We start from the raw sequence: 17,213 nt of genomic DNA on the forward strand, positions 1-17,213 counted from the left end.
GGTGCTCCTTGATCGGTGGGACGTGGATGGGTGCGGGGTGGGGCGGTGGTGCCGGGTGGAACGGTGGTGCCGGTGGTGCGGGGTGGAACGTCGAGGGGCGCTCGCCATAGGCGAGACGCGGGGGAGGGGCGTGGGGGCTCGAGGCGTGGGGCCACGGTGCGTGCGGCGGCGGTGCGTGGGGGCCGGCCGGCCCGCTCGGCGCCGGGACCCGCGGTCGCGCGCGTCATCGCGGCTCCTCGACCCAGGCGTAGATCTCCCAGATGTAGCCGTCGGGGTCGACGAAGTAGGCCGAGCGGGCGCCCCACTCATAGAGGGCGGGCTCGCCGGAGTCGGCCAGGCCACGCGCCTTCAGATCGGCGTGCAGGGCGTCGACCGCCTCACCCGAGTCGAGTTCGATGGCGAGCATGAGGTGACCGCCGTTGCGGCTCCACGAGGCGAACTCGGCGGCCGAGACGGCGGGCGCCCCGCTCGCGTCGGCCGGCACGCTCGCGGCGGCTTGCACGGTCGCGTCGGCCTGCACGATCGTGAGCTTCACGTTGCCGCCGTCGAAGTGCAGCCGGCCGTCGGCCGCGACGGGCGTGAAGCCGAGCCGCTCGAGGAAGTCGTAGGTGCGCACCACGTCGGTGACCGCCAGCTCGATCTCGGCGATGCGCGGCCGGCCGGTGGCCGAGGCCACGAGCACGCTCGTGAACCCGTCCGGGTCGGTGACCGCGTAGGCCGCCGAACCCGAGGCCCGGCGGGGCGCCAGACGCACGGCACTCGGCACGCGAGCGGATGCCGCGTCGAGAGCGGCGGCATCCGGCAGCTCGATCGTGACCCGGAACGGCAGCCCCGGCGCCGAGGGGAACGCGGCGCCGACGGTCTCGGCGATGCTCGGTCGCATCCACATGGCCAGGCGTGGGCCGGTGCCGATGACGAAGTCGGCGAAGCGCACGTTGCGCATGCGCCGTTCGAGGCCCACGCCCTCGCGGTAGAAGTCGTCGGACGCCGTGACGTCGGCATTGACGAGGCAGATGTCGTCGAGTCTCATGGGGTGGTGTCCTCTCGGCGGGCGGCTCGGTGGTCGGTCTCGGGGTGCGGGGCGGATGCCGCCGCGGCGGCGGCGCGGGCGGCGGGAGGCTGGGTGGCCGGATCGGCCGACCAGGTGCGGCGGTAGGCGTCGCGCACGAAGGGCTCGAGCTCGTCGCGCAGGGCCTCCCACTGCGGCAGGTCGACCAGGTAGCGGGCCGCCTCGACCCGGAACTCGGCCAGCAGGGCGTCGGCATCGATCAGCGTGCACCGTCCGTCGCTCACCACCAGGCGGCCGTCGATCCAGACCTGGGCGATCGAGGCACCGTTCTCGGCGAACACGAGCTGCCGGGCGGCGTCGTTGAGCGGCGTGAAGCTCGTCGACGTGGTGAGGTCGAACACCACGAAGTCGGCCTTCAGACCCGGCGCGATCGAGCCCACCTCGCCCGCCCGTCCGGCCGCTCGGGCACCACCGGTGGTGGCCGCTCGCAGCACCTCCTCGACCCGCGGCCAGGCGCGGTAGTCGGGCTCGGTGAGCGTGTGCACGAGCGCCGCGGCCTTCATCACCTCGAGCATGCGCAGCGAGTCGTTGCTCGAGGCGCCGTCGGAGCCGAGCGCCACCCGCACACCCGCGTCGTGCATCGCCCGCCACGGCAGCACGCCCGAGCCGAGCTTGAGGTTCGACAGCGGATTGTGCACGACCGTCGCGCCCGACCGCGCGAGCAGCGCGAGGTCGTCGGCGGTGAGCCAGATGCCGTGGGCCAGGGTGACGTTCGGGCCGAGGACTCCCAGATCGTCGAGGTGCTGCACGATCGTGCGCCCGTCGTAGCGGGTGCGCGCCACCTCGGCCTGCAGCTTGGTCTCGAGCAGGTGCATGTGCAGCACCTCGCCGTGCCGACGGGCCTCGGATGACGCCCGCAGCAGCAGCTCGTCGGTCGACCGCTGGGGCGCACTCGGCGCCACGGCGAACCGGATGCGCCCGCTGCCGCCGGCATGCCGGCTCGCCGCGGTGCGGGCGGCGTCGCAGAACGCGAAGTACTCGTCGTGGATCTCGGCGGAGGGCCGCATCGCCTCGCGGCTCGCGGCCAGCACGTCGGCCGGCAGCACGTCGTCGGCGAACGGCAGGCGGTCGACCATCGGCACGTCGACGACGGTTCCCGTGCAGGTCGCGCGCAGCCCGGCGTCGTCGTAGGCCGCGAACACCGCATCGATGCTCTCGAGCGTCTGACGGGGCAGTTCGCCGACGTCGTCGAGCACCGTGGTGGTGCCGCCGAGCAGCGACTCGATCGCCGCCACCATCGTGCGCAGGTAGACGAGCCGCTGCGGCACCGGGGCGACCCCCACGGGCGGGTAGCTCAGCAGCGTCCAGACCTCGAGCGGCACCCGGTCGCTCGTGCCGCGCAGCAGCACCTCCCAGGAGTGGGTGTGCGCATTCACGAGGCCGGGCACGAGCAGCAGACCCGAGGCGTCGACGACCGTCGTCGTGTCGGCGGCGTCTCGTTCGTCGCCCGCGGAGGCGCCGATGTCCTCGGGGCCCGGGCCCGGTGCCGGGGCGGCGGCCTCGTCGACCGCGCGCACCGACACGAAGTGGTCGCCGTCGACGAGCACGTCGGCGCGGAACGGCTCGGCGCCGTGCGCGTCGTCCATGGCGATGACGAGGGCGTTCTGCCAGAGAGTGGCCACGAAGAAGACCTTCTGTTCGGAGCGCGAAGAGGCGCGGGAGAGGGCAGGTGAATGCGTTTCGCAGGGTCGCCGAAGGGATGCGGGTGCAGGGTCGGCGCCGCCGGCGCCGCCCGTGCTGGGTGATCCTCCACGGCCGACGGAGATCTTCGACGGCCGACGGAGGTCGCCGGCCGGCGCCGGAGGTCACCGCCGAGCGACTCCGAGGGTCACCGGATGCGCGGGTGGCGACATCCGGTCACCGTCGGTGCGGCGGCGCGCAATCGCGGAACGATGGAGGCCCGGGTCTGCCGGCCGTCGATGAGAGCCGGTCGAGCGGTCGACGCGCGCCGCCCATCAGGCGGTCGCAGACACACTCCTGCCCCGGAGCGGGGCGTGGCTACGAGTTGAAGGAGAAGACAGAGGTGTTGTGGTGGCCGCTCTGGCGGCGCAGGCAGAACCACTGGCAAAAGCCACTGGATTCGTGCGACAACCTCATGCTGACGACGTTACGTCAGTCGTGTGACGCTGATGTTTCGGCAACCGAACATCCGCGTTTCACGATCGCTGAGGTCAGCTGTACCAGACCTTGACCTTGCCGACCGTGGCGTAGAGCGGCGAGAGCAGTGCGACGAAGGGCACGAACATGCGCAAGAAGTAGACCAGCGCGGTGATCTCGAGAAAGTCGCCGAGCGCGAACAGCCCGAGCGCGAGAAACCCGAAGGCCAGGGTGTTGCGGAAGGGGCGCAGCCAGGTGATCGACTGCGCGGCGAAGCCGACCGACGCGAACACGATTCCCGAGTCGATGAGGAAGGCGCCCCAGCGCGGGTCGGTCATGTGCGGAGCGATGATCCAGAGTGCGAGGGCCACCAGCCAGAACAGCACGAACACGCCGCCCTTGAGGGGCTTGGCCAGCTCTTTGCCCGGCGACTCCGGCAGCACAACAGTCACGTCGAACGCTCCTTCTTCGATTGCGCGACCTGAGCGCGGTCACGCGTGTCTCACGAAACTCTACCGGCTGACGACTCAGCCCGTGGGCAGCACCTGCAGAACCGCACTCAGCACGCCGCCCGCATCGGAGGGCGCGGCGAACTGCGGCCCGGTGATCGACACCCAGTAGCCGTCGCTCGTGAAGATCTCGGCGTCGCCGACACCGTTGACCACGGTGAAGTAGCCCGAGCCGTCGACGGTGCGGCCGAAGTCGGAGGTGGGGTCGCTGGATGCCGCGATCGCGGCCTCGTAGGAGGCGAGGGAGGCGGCATCCGGTTCGCCGATCGCGACGGTGAGCCGATCGTCGTCGGCGTTCAGCCACCCGCACGCGGTGCCGTCGACGACGAGCACGTCGGCGGCCAAGGAGCCCGCGGCGGGCACGTAGCCGGCCTCGGGCGAGAAGCCCGGGGCGAGTGAGTCGAGCGCGGTGGGGTCGAGGATGCTCGTGCAGTCGTATTCGAGCGCCGTTCCGGTCGGCGACACCGGCGGCAGGGGAGCCGGGGCGGGGGAGGGCGCGGCCGGGGTGGCCGTCACCGTGACCGTCGCGGTCACCGTGGCCGCCGGAGCCGGCGAGCTCGCGCAGCCGGCCAGTGCCACGAGCAGGGCGCCGGCGCCGGCGAGCAGCGCGACGGATGCAGCCGGGCGGCGTGGGCCGGCGGGTGCGGTCATGACGTGTCCGATCTCGGCCCGGGGGCCGGCGTTCATCGATGACGCGCCCAGACGGTGCGCCCCCTCGTGAACTGTAGGGGGTGGCGGGAGCCGGCCGCATCCCCCGCTAACGAGGGTGGTGCGGCATCCTCACCCGTCGTAGCGGGCGCGGCTGACGATGATCTCGTGCTCGTGCTCGTGGGTCCATGCCACGAAGGCGCGCACGGGTTCGAGCAGCGTGACGCCGAGCGGGGTGAGCGCGTACTCCACGCGCGGTGGCGACTCGGGGTAGCTCGTGCGCGAGAGCATGCCGTCGCGCTGCAGGCCGCGCACCGTGCGGGTGAGCATGCGGTGTGAGACGCCGTCGACCGCCTTCATCAGGTCGGTGAACCGCAGCGGCCCGTCTTCGAGGGCGCGGATGACGAGCATCGACCACTTGTCGGCGGTCATCGTGAACAGGTCGCGCACGAGGCCGCGCGTCTCGGGAACGGAGCAGGCCTGCTCGATGCCGGCCCCGGTGTCGGCTCCGGAGCCGGGGCGGGCGTCGGAGCCGGCGTCGCGGCGGCTGTCGGAAAGGGCGTCGATCATGATCCGAGGAGGCACGGTCGTCATCGCGCAAGACTTCCCTTCGTGTTCGTGGGGCACATAGAAGTGCGTGGCCCGAGACGGGACTAAATCGGCGTCTGGACTGTTTCGCACTACTGACAACGCGCAAGACGCACGAAAAGTTCCTAAGGAGAACAATGACCAAGATCGGCATCATCCTCGGCAGCACGCGCCCCGGCCGCAACGGAGAAGCAGTCGCGAAATGGGTGCTCGAGATCGCATCGCGTCGCGACGACGCCCAGTTCGAGCTGATCGACCTCGCCGACTACCCGCTGCCGCACCTCGACGAGCCCGGCTCGGCCGCCTGGGGCAACTACCAGAACGACCACACCAAGGCCTGGTCGGCGAAGATCTCGGAGTTCGACGGCTTCGTGTTCGTGACCCCCGAATACAACCACTCCACCTCGGGCGTGCTGAAGAACGCGCTCGACTACCTCTACAAGGAGTGGAACAACAAGGCCGCCGCCTTCGTGAGCTACGGCGGTGTCGGCGGGGCCCGCGCCGTCGAGCACCTGCGCCTGATCGCCTCGGAGCTGCAGCTCGCCACCGTGCGCGCGCAGGTCGCGATCTCGCTCGTCACCGAGTTCGAGAACTTCTCGGTCTTCACCCCCGGCGACTACCTCGAGCCCATGGTCGACACCATGCTCGATCAGCTCGTGGCGTGGTCGAAGGCGCTCGAGCCGCTGCACGCCCCCAGCGTCAGCACCGAGGAGCTCGACGACGAGTCGGTCGCCGCGTAAGCGGAACCGAACCCGACCGTCGCGGCGAGCGACGTCACACGGATGCCGCCGGCTCGGTGGCCTTGCCCTCGGCCTCGAGCCGGCGCACCCGTGTCATGGCGGCATCCTCTGACGACGAGGCGCTGCCCATGAACCAGCGCACGACGGCGAGCACCCGCCCGGTGGCCCAGATCACCGGCAGGGGCGAGCGTCGCAGGCCCAGCAGGCGGCGGTACTCTCTAGGCAGCGACGCTACCGCCCCCGCGAACATCACCCGGTAGGCGGGCATCATGCCCCGCGCGAGCGGAGGGCGGCGGATGAAGCGCACCGCCTCGGCGACCCGCTCGTCGCTCACGAGGGTGCCGGCCCGCCGGAAGCCCTCGAGCTGCTCGTGCAGCTCGGCGGCACTGCGCGGCGGATTCGGCACGCCGATGAGGTCGCCGGCCACCGTCCACTCGCGCACGTAGGCGTCGGCGCCACCGGGAATCGGGGCGTCCCACAGGGTGTGGCTGGCGAGGAACGCGTCGGTGAACACCACGTGCACCCACGAGAGCAGCTCGGGGTCGCCGGCCTGATAGGCGCGCTCGACGCCGGAGGCGTCGGTGTAGGTGCCGCGAACCCGCTCGTGGAACCTCGCCACCCGCCCCGACTCGCGGCGGGCGATCGTGGTGTCGGCGAAGGTCACGGTGACCAGCCACCGGATGGTGCCCGAGAGCCGGCCGAGCGGGTCTTCGCGGTAGCGCGACCAGTCGTGCACGCCCGCCATCGCGCCGGGGTGCAGTGTCTGCATCAGCAGGGCCCGGATGCCGGCCACCATCGTCGCCATGCCCCCGTGCACCGCCCAGGCGGCCGACCCGGGGCCGAAGAACCCGACGTCGTCGCCGGTCACCATGTCGCCGACCCACTCCGGCCGCCCGTCGTCGCGACCCGAGAGCGTCGACAACAGGTGCGAGCGCCAGCGGGCGGCGAGCGTGCCGCGTTCGCGGCGTCGGTCACGCGTCACGGCGTCATCAGCGGTCATGCCCTCAGCTAACTCCTCGCGTGCGGCGCGGGCATTTCGCGCAGGGAGTTCACGGCGATTTGCGCGATTGCGGCGTGCACGGTTGTCGATCTGCGCGGCAGCCACCAGAGTGGAAGGGCGGTGACGGCATCGGTCAGGTCGTCGCCGCTCGTGACACACGACACACAGGTGAGGGGACATCCGCATGTCGATTCCAGCCGGCGAGACGCAGCCCGCGCTGCAACTCAACCGCCTGACGAAACGGTTCGGCGAGAAGGTCGCGGTCGACGACCTCAGCCTGACCGTTCCGGTCGGGTCGTTCTACGGCCTCGTGGGCCCGAACGGCGCCGGCAAGACGACGACGCTCTCGATGGCCACGGGACTGCTGCGACCGGATGCCGGTCAGTCGCTCGTGCACGGCGTCGACATGTGGCACGACCCGATCAAGGCGAAATCGCTGATCGGCAATCTCTCCGACGGGGTGAAGCTGTTCGACCGCCTGACCGGCGAGCAGCTCGTGACCTACAACGGCCTGCTGTTCGGCCTCGAGCGCGCCGAGGTGGCCGAGCGGGTGGCCGATCTGCTGAAGCTGCTCGACCTCGAGGAGGCGGCGGGAACGCTCGTGGTCGACTACTCGGCCGGCATGACGAAGAAGATCGCGCTCGCGTGCGCGCTCGTTCACGCTCCCCGCCTGCTCGTGCTCGACGAGCCGTTCGAGTCGGTCGACCCGGTGTCGGCGGCGAACATCCGCGACATCCTCACCGGCTACGTGCAGAACGGCGGCACCGTGATCGTGTCGAGCCACGTGATGGACCTCGTGCAGCGCATGTGCGACCACGTCGCCGTGGTGGCCGCCGGGCGCGTGCTCGTGGCCGGCACGGTCGACGAGGTGCGCGGTTCGTCGACCCTGGAAGACCGTTTCGTCGAGCTCGTCGGCGGTCGCACCCACGCGGAAGGGCCGGAATGGTTGCGACGCTGATCGCCCTTCGCTTCCTCGTTCTGCGCAACTCGCTGCGCCGGAGCACGTGGCAGCTGGTGGCCACGATCATCGGGGCGCTCTACGGGCTCGCCATCCTGGGGCTCGCGGTGGTCGGCCTGATCTTCCTCGGCTTCGCGCCGGTCGATTTGGCGTCGACGATCCTCATCCTCGCCGGGTCGGCGCTCATCCTGGGCTGGATCCTCGTGCCCCTCGTCGCCTTCGGCATCGAGCAGACGCTCGACCCGGCACGGCTGATGGTCTTCCCGCTGCCGATGAACAAGCTGCTGGTGGCGTTGACGCTGGCGGGCGTGCTCGGGGTGCCGGGCATCATCACGTCGATCGCCACCCTCGCGACCGTGGCCACCTGGCTGCGGTCGCCGGCCGCCGCCGTGGCCGCCGTGATCAGCGGGGCGGTGGCCGTGCTGATCTGCGTGGTCGGGTCGCGCACGGTCGCGGCGCTCTCGACGAGTCTGTCGTCGAAGCGGCGGTTCCGCGAGTTGAGCGGCATCCTGATCTTCATTCCGATCATTCTGCTGGGGCCCCTCATCGCGGGCCTGTCGCAGGGCATCGCGACCTCGGCCGACGCACTGCCCGGCCTCGCGCGGGGGCTCAGCTGGTCGCCGCTCGGGGCCGCGTGGTCGGTGCCGGCGGATGTCGCGATCGGTGACTGGGGGCCGGCCGCGGCGAAGTTCGCGATCGCGCTCGCGACGCTCGCGCTGCTCGTGGTGGTGTGGCGGTGGAGCCTCGGGGTGGCGCTTGTGACCCCTCCCTCGTCGTCGGCGAAGCGGGTGGCGAAGGGCAAGACCGGGCTGTTCGGCGTGCTGCCGGCGACGCCCGCCGGAGCCATCGCGGCGCGTTCGCTCACCTACTGGCGGCGCGACCCGCGCTATGCCCGGCAGCTCATCATCGTGCCCCTCGTGCCGGTGCTGCTGTGGTTCTATTCCAACAACATCGGCTCGCCCGTGCTGTTCAACCTCACCGGGCCCCTCATCGCCTTCTTCCTCGCGCTCGGCATCTACGCCGACATCTCCTACGACGGCACCGCGTTCGCGGCGCACATCGCCGATGGGGTGCGCGGCATCGACGACCGGCTGGGCCGCGTGTGGGCACTGGCCATCATCGCGGTGCCGCTCGTGGTGCTCGGCACGGTCGTGCCGGTGGCGCTGACCTCGTCGTGGAGCGTGCTGCCGCTGCTGTTCGGGCTCGCCGCCGCGGCGCTGCTCGGCGGCTTCGGCGTGGTGAGCATCTCGTCGGCGCGCATCATCATCCCGGTGCCGCAGGCGGGTGACAACCCGTTCAAGTCGGCGCCCGGAGCCGGGTTCACCACGGCGCTCTCGGGCTTCGCGACCTGGGGCGTGTCGCTGCTGCTGGTGCTGCCGGCCACGGTGCTCGCGGTGCTCAGCCTCGTGTTCGACTCCGCGCTGCTCGGCTGGCTCACCCTCGTGGTGGGCGTCGTGCTCGGCACCGTCTTTCTCGTGCTCGGCCTCCGCATCGGCGGCGCGCAGCTCGACCGTGCGGCCCCCGACCTGCTCGTGCGCCTCAAGTCGCAGCGCAGCGCCGCCTGAGCCTCCGAGCTACAACTGGGCGATCCACTGCCGCAGCACCGCGATGAAGTCGTCGCGCCCGGCGTCGATGTCGGCGAGCGTCGAGAAGGAGACGAGGGCGCGGTTGTGGCCGAGCCACGAGAGCAGGCCCGAGGGGTCGTCGATGGCGACATCCGGATGCCCCGGGTCGGCTTTCGCGCCCGTGTGCAGCACCACGCGCACCGCGGTGGGGCGCAGGTTCATCGTGGCGAAGTCTCCGCGCGCCGTGGCGTAGCTCGGCGAGTTCCACTTGACGCTCTCGGTGATGCGTGCGACGGGCTCGGCGCCTGTGTCCGTGTCGGCCCCGGCGTCGGCCCCGGCTCCCGCCGCTAGGATGATCGCGCGCAGCGCCTCGATCTCGGCCCGCCGCGGGTGCGCGAGCGCGTCGAGGTGCGCGTCGACCGAGGCGGAGGCGGCACCGGCCCACGGTGACCCGGCCGAGGTCACAACCGGGCCAGGCGTGCGCGGGCGAACAGGAACAGCCCGTAGGCGATGAAACCGATGCCCACCGCGATGAGGATGGCGATGCCGAACGGCAGATCGGCGAGGGCCTTAAGCGCACCGTCAAGCCCGGAGGCCTTCTCGGGGTCGACCGTCACGGCGGCCACGACGAACAGCACGCCCACCACCGCCATCGCCACGCCCTGCGCGATGTAGCCGGCCATGCCGAGCCCCACGACGGTGCGGCCCGCGGCGCCCGGCGGCACCGTGATCAGCTTGCGAAAGCGCTTTTGCGCGCCGATGAACACGAAGCCCACTCCGAAGCCGAACACGGCGAGCCCGACCGCGATCACGAGGAACACACCGCCCGGCGTGGCGAGCGCCTGCGCGCTGAACGACTGGCTCGAGTCGGACGAGTTCGTCGACCCGCCGAGCGCGAACACGAGCGCCGTGCCGCCCAGCACGAAGTAGACCGCACCCTTGCCGGCCTCGACGGCCCGCTTGCCCCACTTCTTCTTCGCGTCGGGATTCGAGACGAGAACGACGGTCACCACCTGCCAGAGGCCGAGGGCGAACAGCCCCACCACCGCGAGCCAGAGCACGATGAGGCCGCCCGGCGTCTGCGCCACCTGCCGCAGCGCGCCCGACTGGTCGGCCTCGCCGCCGGAGCCCCCGGCCACGCCGATGCCGATGGCGATGCCGCCGATGAGAATGTGCAGCAGCCCGTTCACGGCATAGCCCGAACGGGCGAGGGTGCGGAAGACGCGGCTCTGGCTGACGTCGCGCGCCGCCCGCTTCGGGGTCGTGGTCATGTCACAAGCGTGGCATGACCACGGGGCATCCGGGACGCCCGGGGCACACAGCCCCTAGAATTGGCGGGTCATGAGCGCAACTTCCCCGCATCCGTTTTCCTCCGCCACCGGCTCCGACGTTCGCGTGAGGTTCTGCCCGAGCCCCACCGGCACCCCGCACGTCGGCCTCGTGCGCACCGCCCTGTTCAACTGGGCCTACGCCCGTCACACCGGCGGCACGATGGTCTTCCGCATCGAAGACACGGATGCCGCCCGCGACTCCGAAGAGAGCTTCGAGCAGATCGTCGACGCGCTGACCTGGCTCGGCCTCGACTGGGACGAGGGGGTCGGCGTCGGCGGCCCGCACGCTCCCTACCGCCAGTCGGAGCGCTACGACATCTACCGCGAGATCATCCAGACCCTCCAAGACGCCGGCCACGTCTATGAGAGCTTCTCGTCGGCGGAAGAGATCGACGCCCGCAACGAGGCCGCGGGCCGCGCCAAGCAGCTCGGCTACGACAACGGCGACCGCGACCTCACCGACGCGCAGAAGGCGGCCTTCCGCGCCGAGGGCCGGCAGCCGGCCCTGCGCCTGCGCGTGCCCGACGACGACCTCTCGTTCGACGATCTCGTGCGCGGCGAGATCACCTTCCCGGCCGGCTCGTTCACCGACTTCGTGATCGTGCGGCCCAACGGGCATCCGCTCTACACGCTCGTCAACCCGCTCGACGACGCCCTGATGGGCATCACGCACGTGCTGCGTGGCGAAGACCTGCTCTCGTCGACACCGCGGCAGATCGCGCTCTACCACGCGCTCATCGACATCGGCGTCACCACCTTCGTGCCCCGCTTCGGGCACCTGCCCTACGTGATGGGCGACGGCAACAAGAAGCTCTCGAAGCGCGACCCGGAGTCGAACCTGTTCCACCACCGCGACCGCGGCTTCATTCCCGAGGGTCTCGTGAACTACCTCGCCCTGCTCGGCTGGTCGCTGGCGCCCGACCGCGACGTGTTCTCGCTCGACGAGATGGTGGCCGCGTTCGACGTCGAAGACGTGCTGCCGAACCCGGCGCGGTTCGACCTGAAGAAGGCCGAGTCGATCAACGGCGACCACATCCGCCTGCTCGCGGTCGACGATTTCGCCGCGCGGATGGTGCCCTACCTCGAGGCCGCCGGCGTCGTGACGGTGCCGCTCGACGACGGCCAGCTCGAGACCCTCGCGGCCGTGGCGCCGCTCGTGCAGACCCGCATGGCGTTGCTCGGCGAGGCCCCCGACCTGGTGGGCCCGTTCTTCGTGACGACCGAGGCGCTGACCTACACCGACGACGCCCTCGCCACCCTGCCCGACAACGTGGGGCTCGTGCTCAACGGCGCCATCAACGCGCTCGAGGAGATTCCGCTGTCGGAGTGGGCGCACGACGCGATCCAGACCGCGCTCGCCACGGCGCTCGTCGACGGCCTGGGCCTCAAGCCGCGCATCGCCTACGGCCCGCTGCGGGTGGCCGTGGCCGGCCGCAAGGTGTCGCCGCCGCTGTTCGAATCGATGGAGATCCTCGGCAAAGAGGAGACCATCGCGCGACTCGCCAAGCTCGTGAACCGCCGGTGAGCGACGATCGGATGAGTTCCGAGGTGCTGACGCCCTACGGCGGCGACCGGTTCGAGGCGATCATCATCGGGGGCGGCCCCGCGGGGCTCTCCGTGGGCCTCAACCTCGTGCGGGCGCGACGCCGGGTGCTGATTCTCGACAGCAACCGCCCCCGGCACTCGGCCACGCTCATCTCGCACGGCTTCCTCACCCGCGACGGCGTCTCGCCCCTCGAACTGCGGGCGCTCGGCCGCGAGGAGTTCTCGGCCTACCCCGACGCCGAGTTCCACCAGGGGCTCGTCGACTCGATCACGCCGCCGGAAGGGGATGACGCGGGCGGCGACTTCCTCGTCGTGTCGCGGGGGGTGCGCGGGTCGGCCGATCGCCGCGTGACCGCGCCGGTCGTGGTGCTGGCGAACGGGCTCAGCGAGACCCTCCCGGCGCTGCCCAGCATGCGCGCCTACTACGGCACGAGCCTGCACAGCTGCATCGAGTGCGATGCCTACGAGAAGGCCGGCGAGCCGCTCGCGCTGATCGGCGAGACCGCCGATCTGGCTGAGCGTGCGCTGCTCATCTCGCAGGTGACAGGCGACCTGATCGTGTTCACCAACGGGTCGGATGCCGTGACCGCAGCCGAAGAGGCCGGGCTCGGCGCCCGCGGGGTGGCGGTCGACCGCCGTGAGATCGCCGATGTCGTGGGCGACCGCTCGGGGCTCACCGGCGTCGCCCTCGCCGACGGCACCGTGGTGCCGCGCACCGGCGGATTCGTGCGGCCGATCTGGTCGGTGCCGCTCGGTTTCGCGTCGCAGCTCGACCTCGTGCTCGACGGCGACGGCTTCGTGGTGGTCTCCGACGGGGGAGCGACCTCCGTTCCCGGCGTGTTCGCCGCCGGAGACATCACGCCGCCCGGGCCGCAGCAGCTGATCGTGGCGGCCGGGGCGGGGGCACGCGTGGCGGCATCCGTGAACCGTCACCTGCTGGGCGCGCTGTAGCGGCATCCGGAATCCGGCGCGCGGCATCCGGCGCGCGGCTCGCGAATCGCCGTCGTCAGGCTTCGCCGCGCACGCGACGCAGCCAGGCGCGGCGGCCTTCGAGGTAGGGCTCGACGTCGGTGACCCGCCGGAAGGCCACGTCTTCGAAGGGCACGTCGCGCGCCGACACGGCGAGGGTGCGGCCGCCGAGCGTGGTGGCGGCCCACCAGACCGCGCCGCGCACCCACACCTCGAAGGGCTCGCGACGGCCGTCGACCTTGATGTCGACGATGCGGTCGGGCAGGTGCTCGGTGGGGTAGACCGGGCGGTACCAGGCGGTGTTGCGGGCCTCCAGGGCCGATTCGCGGCGGCGGAGCTGTTCGACGACGGCGCGGCTCTCGCCCACCCGCCAGTGCACGTGCACGTCGAACGGGTCGGGCACCGGGGGAGCGGGCGGGCGGTCGCGGGGGTCGAGCGCGGCGGCATCCGGAACCCCGTCGCCGACGGTCTCGGGGGCCGCGGTGGTAGCAAAGGGGGCCGTGCTGGCCGTCGGAATCGTGGCAGGCATCGCGCGGGCGAACGAGATGACGCGGGTGTGGCCGCTGTCGTCCCACTCGGTGACCATCGAGAACCCGGGCCAGCGGGCGAGCCCGTACGCCTCGATCGGAGCGAAGGTCGAGCGCAGGCGTTCGTCGGTGTCGTCGACGTGCTTCCAGAACTCGTCTGGGGTCAACCGGCGGTCGAACTGCATACGTCCAGAGTGCCACTCCGCGGGGCAGTAATGTCGACCCCATGGCCCCGACCGACATCTTCAACCTCGAGAGCACGATCGAGGGCGCAGGAGCGTGGGGGCTGCTGGTGGTGTGCGTCATCATCTTCGCCGAGACCGGGTTGCTGATCGGGTTCTTCCTGCCGGGCGACACGCTGCTGTTCTTCGCCGGGCTGCTCACCTACACGGGTGTCATCCCGTTTCCGTTGCCGGTGGTCATCCTGTGCGTGTTCGCGGCGGCTTTTCTCGGCGATCAGGTCGGGTTCCTGATCGGCCGGCGGGCGGGGCCCGCGATCTTCGAGCGGCGGGACTCGGGCTTCTTCAGCCGCAAGAACGTCGATCGCACGCAGGCGTTCTTCACCCGGTTCGGCGGCTGGGCGGTCACGATCGCCCGGTTCGTGGGGGTGGTGCGCACCTTCGCGCCGGTGGCGGCCGGGGTGGGCAAGATGAAGTACACGCACTTCATCGGCTACAACGCGCTGGGTGCGGCGATCTGGGCGTCCGTGATCATCGGTCTGGGCTATGCCCTGGGGTCGATTCCCGAGGTGGCGGATGTCGTGCAGCGCTACATGGAATGGGTGCTCATCGGCATCGTGGTGCTGACCGTGGGATCGGCGCTGGTGGCCTACCTGCGGCAGCGGGCGGCGGCGCGGCGCGAGGGCGCGGCGGATGCGTCCGCGGGTTCGGCGGCCTCATCGGGCGCGGGCTCGGGCTCGGGCTCGGGATCGAGCGACGAATAGTCGCCGTCAGGATTCGGGGCGCGGGCGTTCGCATTCCGTGAGGAGTGGTCGATCGACGCGGTGAGCGGCGTAGACCTCTAGTCGTGAGCATGATCCACAGCCTCAACTGGTATCGCCGGCACCACCTCGAGCACCCTGACCTCGCGTTGTGGCCGCGCGCTGCCGCGGTCACCCGCGACGACGTCACCATCGCCGGGGAGTCGATGGCCGGCATGGCGCGCGCAGTCGGCACGCCGTGCACGCGCGTGAGCGAATCCGCCGTCGGCTCGTGGTCTGCGGCCACGCGCGACCGGCACTGCGCCATCGTCGTGACCGCTGTCGAGGCCGTGACCGTCGCCCCGGATGGTGACGGGTACGACCTCTGGCTGGATGCGGAGCTCGACGGATGCGAGCCCCTCGAGAGCACGTTCCGCCTGATCGGCCGGGAATCGCGGGCGCAGGACGCCCTGTTCGTGGCGCGGCCGTGCCGCCGTTACGGCGACCTGCAGTGCGTGCTGCCCCTCGACATCCGGGCCGGCGACCTGGTCGCATTCGTGATCGCCCGGCCGGTGGCGCTGCACGACATCCGTCGCCGCTCGCAGCATCCGGAACGGCTCTCCTGAGGTCGACCGGAGTAGCGTAGGGCGCATGACTGAGCTTGCACCCGAACTCGCCCTGAATGACGGCCATCACATCCCGGCGCTGGGCTTCGGCACCTACCCACTTCGCGGCAACGACGGGGCTGACGCGATCGCCTCCGCCATCCGCATCGGCTACCGGTCTGTCGACACCGCGTTCAACTACGACAACGAAGGTGCCGTGGGCGAGGGCATCCGTCGTGCGGGAGTTCCCCGCGACGAACTGTTCGTCGCGTCGAAGCTGCCCGGCCGCTACCAAGGAGCGTTCACCCTCGACACGGTGCAGGAGTCGCTGTGGCGCCTGGGCCTGGACTACCTCGATCTCTACCTCATCCACTGGCCGAACCCGAGCGTGGGCGACTACGTCGAAACGTGGCAGCGCCTCGTGGATGCTCGCGAGCAGGGTCTGGTGCGTTCGATCGGCGTCAGCAACTTCACGGGTGCCCACCTCGCGGCCGTCATCGAAGCGACCGGTGTGACCCCCGCCGTCAACCAGATCGAGATGCATCCCTCATTTCCGCAGGTGGAGCAGCGAGCGATCAACGCTGAGCTCGGCATCCTCACGGAAGCGTGGAGCCCGCTGGGCAAAGGCAGCGCGCCCTACGAAGAACCGCCGGTCGTCGCCGCATCCCGCGCGCACGGTGTGACGCCTGCCCAGGTCATCTTGCGCTGGCACGTGCAGCTCGGCAGCGTGCCGATCCCGAAGAGCGGCACACCCTCGCGCCAGGCCGAGAACCTCGATGTGTTCGATTTCGAACTGAGCGACGACGAGGTCGTGGCCATCACCGCTCTCGGCCGCCCCGACGGCCGCCTCTTCGGCGGCGACCCCGACACGCACGAAGAGCAATAGCCGGCGCGTTCAGCGGGCCGGGATCACGCCGATCGCGATTGCTGTGAGGCGCCCACGAGCCGATCGATGTTCTCGGGCAGAAGGGCGTATTCGACGGCCATCGAACTCGCGCCGATGATCGCCGATTCCGGTCCGCTGCGGGACTGGGCGATGGTCAGATGCTGGGTAGCCAACGGCATCGCCCGGGAGTAGACGACCTCCCGGATGCCGGCGATGAGGTGTTCCCCGGCCTGCGAGATGGAGCCACCGATCACGATGACCTGTGGGTTGATGATGTTGACGCACATGTTGAGCATCTCGCCGATGTCGCGACCCGCCTGCCGGATCGTTCGAATCGCGTCGAGATCGCCGTCGGCGACCAAGGACACGACGTCGGCGCCGGTCTGTGCGTCGAGACCTTTGGCCCGCAACGCCGCGGCGATCGCCGGCCCGCTCGCCACGGCTTCGAGGCATCCGGTGTTGCCGCAATGGCAGACCACCCCGGCGCCACGCGACACCGGGATGTGCCCCACGTCGCCGGCCACGCCGTCGCTGCCGCGCTGGAGGACGCCGCCGCTGATGATTCCGGATCCGATGCCCGTTGCGACCTTCAGGAAGATGAAATGAGACACGTCGGGCCAGTTCAGTGAGCGCTCGCCGAGCGCCATGATGTTGACGTCGTTGTCGACGAGCACCGGCACGTCATAGGAGCGCCGCACGAATTCGGGCACGTCGAAGCCGTCCCAACCCTGCATCAACGGCGGCTTGACCGGAATTCCGCTCGAATGCTCGACCGGGCCGGGTAGCCCGATTCCGATGGCGACCAGATTTCCCCGCCCGCGGTCGACCTGCTCGAGAAGAGCGCCGATCGCACGGGTGAGGTATCCCAACACGACCTCTGGTCCGGAGTCGATGGTGATGGTCGAGCGGTCCTGAACCAGGATGTTGCCGGCCAGATCGGTGATGGCGACCGTCGCATGGGTGGCCCCGAGGTCGGCCGCGGCGACGAGTCGCGCGTTCGGATTCATCACCACGAGGGCAGACGGGCGTCCGCCGGTGGAGATGCCGTCGGCGAGCGGGAGCACGAGCCCGCTCTCGAGCAGGGCGTCGACTCTCAGCCCGATGGTCGAGCGCGAGATGCCGGTCATCGACGCCAGCTCCGCCCGCGTGCGAGGGTGTCCATCGCGAAGCAACTGGAACAACTCCACTGCGCCGAATCCGCTGGGTGCTTTCGGCACGATGACCTCACTCTCTCCTCGACCGCGATTGTCGCGAATC

Annotated in this window: 18 protein-coding genes; 8 read left to right on the forward strand and 10 right to left on the reverse strand. The window is 70.7% G+C overall.

Annotated features, from left to right (window positions below; all coding sequences use genetic code 11):
• Positions 1-223 precede the first annotated feature (223 nt).
• The 5 genes from N1032_RS14690 to N1032_RS14710 form a co-directional block, all read right to left on the reverse strand.
• Positions 224-1,030 (reverse strand): VOC family protein, encoded by an 807-nt coding sequence (locus tag N1032_RS14690; protein ID WP_259539898.1) that lies wholly within the window; start codon positions 1,028-1,030, stop codon positions 224-226.
• Positions 1,027-2,691, reverse strand: a complete 1,665-nt coding sequence (locus N1032_RS14695) for an amidohydrolase family protein (RefSeq protein ID WP_259539899.1) — start codon at positions 2,689-2,691, stop codon at positions 1,027-1,029. The genes N1032_RS14690 and N1032_RS14695 overlap by 4 nt, the downstream gene beginning before the upstream one ends.
• A gap of 549 nt (positions 2,692-3,240) precedes the next feature.
• Positions 3,241-3,618 carry a hypothetical protein gene (locus tag N1032_RS14700; protein WP_259539900.1) on the reverse strand — a complete coding sequence of 126 codons (378 nt, stop codon included), beginning with the start codon at positions 3,616-3,618 and terminating at the stop codon, positions 3,241-3,243.
• A gap of 75 nt (positions 3,619-3,693) precedes the next feature.
• Entirely contained in the window at positions 3,694-4,362 is a 669-nt protein-coding gene (locus N1032_RS14705) for a hypothetical protein (protein WP_259539901.1), read from the reverse strand.
• A gap of 93 nt (positions 4,363-4,455) precedes the next feature.
• Entirely contained in the window at positions 4,456-4,917 is a 462-nt protein-coding gene (locus N1032_RS14710) for a winged helix-turn-helix transcriptional regulator (protein ID WP_259539902.1), read from the reverse strand.
• 131 nt (positions 4,918-5,048) lie between these two features.
• On the opposite strand from N1032_RS14710, the gene N1032_RS14715 reads away from it, so the two are divergent.
• Positions 5,049-5,651: an NADPH-dependent FMN reductase gene (locus N1032_RS14715; protein WP_259539903.1), complete on the forward strand. Its 603-nt coding sequence runs from the start codon at positions 5,049-5,051 to the stop codon at positions 5,649-5,651.
• 34 nt (positions 5,652-5,685) lie between these two features.
• On the opposite strand, the gene N1032_RS14720 is transcribed toward N1032_RS14715, so the two are convergent.
• Positions 5,686-6,651 carry an oxygenase MpaB family protein gene (locus N1032_RS14720; RefSeq protein WP_259539904.1) on the reverse strand — a complete coding sequence of 322 codons (966 nt, stop codon included), beginning with the start codon at positions 6,649-6,651 and terminating at the stop codon, positions 5,686-5,688.
• A gap of 184 nt (positions 6,652-6,835) precedes the next feature.
• On the opposite strand from N1032_RS14720, the gene N1032_RS14725 reads away from it, so the two are divergent.
• Both N1032_RS14725 and N1032_RS14730 read left to right on the forward strand, forming a co-directional pair.
• Positions 6,836-7,609 carry an ABC transporter ATP-binding protein gene (locus tag N1032_RS14725; RefSeq protein ID WP_259539905.1) on the forward strand — a complete coding sequence of 258 codons (774 nt, stop codon included), beginning with the start codon at positions 6,836-6,838 and terminating at the stop codon, positions 7,607-7,609.
• Positions 7,594-9,174 (forward strand): transporter, encoded by a 1,581-nt coding sequence (locus N1032_RS14730; protein ID WP_259539906.1) that lies wholly within the window; start codon positions 7,594-7,596, stop codon positions 9,172-9,174. The genes N1032_RS14725 and N1032_RS14730 overlap by 16 nt, the downstream gene beginning before the upstream one ends.
• Positions 9,175-9,183: 9 nt before the next feature.
• On the opposite strand, the gene N1032_RS14735 is transcribed toward N1032_RS14730, so the two are convergent.
• Both N1032_RS14735 and N1032_RS14740 read right to left on the reverse strand, forming a co-directional pair.
• Positions 9,184-9,639 carry a DUF1801 domain-containing protein gene (locus tag N1032_RS14735; protein ID WP_259539907.1) on the reverse strand — a complete coding sequence of 152 codons (456 nt, stop codon included), beginning with the start codon at positions 9,637-9,639 and terminating at the stop codon, positions 9,184-9,186.
• Positions 9,636-10,445, reverse strand: a complete 810-nt coding sequence (locus N1032_RS14740) for a DUF1206 domain-containing protein (RefSeq protein WP_259539908.1) — start codon at positions 10,443-10,445, stop codon at positions 9,636-9,638. Before N1032_RS14740 ends, N1032_RS14735 begins: the two co-directional genes overlap by 4 nt.
• A gap of 70 nt (positions 10,446-10,515) precedes the next feature.
• On the opposite strand from N1032_RS14740, the gene gltX reads away from it, so the two are divergent.
• Together gltX and N1032_RS14750 are read left to right on the forward strand one after the other, a co-directional pair.
• The gene (gltX, locus tag N1032_RS14745; RefSeq protein WP_259539909.1) at positions 10,516-12,030 is read left to right on the forward strand and encodes a glutamate--tRNA ligase; all 1,515 of its coding nucleotides are present in this window, start codon (positions 10,516-10,518) and stop codon (positions 12,028-12,030) included.
• 11 nt (positions 12,031-12,041) lie between these two features.
• Positions 12,042-13,001 (forward strand): NAD(P)/FAD-dependent oxidoreductase, encoded by a 960-nt coding sequence (locus tag N1032_RS14750; protein ID WP_259540179.1) that lies wholly within the window; start codon positions 12,042-12,044, stop codon positions 12,999-13,001.
• A gap of 55 nt (positions 13,002-13,056) precedes the next feature.
• Here N1032_RS14750 and N1032_RS14755 read toward each other — a convergent pair whose 3' ends face one another.
• Positions 13,057-13,731, reverse strand: coding sequence for a hypothetical protein (locus tag N1032_RS14755; RefSeq protein WP_259539910.1), 675 nt, complete (start codon positions 13,729-13,731; stop codon positions 13,057-13,059).
• A gap of 41 nt (positions 13,732-13,772) precedes the next feature.
• Here N1032_RS14755 and N1032_RS14760 point away from each other — a divergent pair, with 41 nt between their 5' ends.
• The 3 genes from N1032_RS14760 (at position 13,773) to N1032_RS14770 (ending at position 15,956) form a co-directional block, all read left to right on the forward strand.
• A complete protein-coding gene (locus N1032_RS14760; protein WP_259539911.1) occupies positions 13,773-14,489 on the forward strand; it encodes a DedA family protein in 717 nt (238 codons plus the stop codon).
• Positions 14,490-14,572: 83 nt separating this feature from the next.
• Positions 14,573-15,091, forward strand: a complete 519-nt coding sequence (locus tag N1032_RS14765) for a hypothetical protein (RefSeq protein WP_259539912.1) — start codon at positions 14,573-14,575, stop codon at positions 15,089-15,091.
• 25 nt (positions 15,092-15,116) lie between these two features.
• Positions 15,117-15,956: an aldo/keto reductase gene (locus tag N1032_RS14770; protein WP_259539913.1), complete on the forward strand. Its 840-nt coding sequence runs from the start codon at positions 15,117-15,119 to the stop codon at positions 15,954-15,956.
• Between the two features lie 23 nt (positions 15,957-15,979).
• Here the strand turns inward: N1032_RS14770 and N1032_RS14775 are convergent, their stop codons facing one another.
• Positions 15,980-17,173, reverse strand: a complete 1,194-nt coding sequence (locus tag N1032_RS14775) for an ROK family protein (protein WP_259539914.1) — start codon at positions 17,171-17,173, stop codon at positions 15,980-15,982.
• Positions 17,174-17,213: the final 40 nt, after the last annotated feature.

The organism is Herbiconiux daphne (genome assembly GCF_024979295.1).
GTDB classification, from domain to species: domain Bacteria; phylum Actinomycetota; class Actinomycetes; order Actinomycetales; family Microbacteriaceae; genus Herbiconiux; species Herbiconiux daphnes.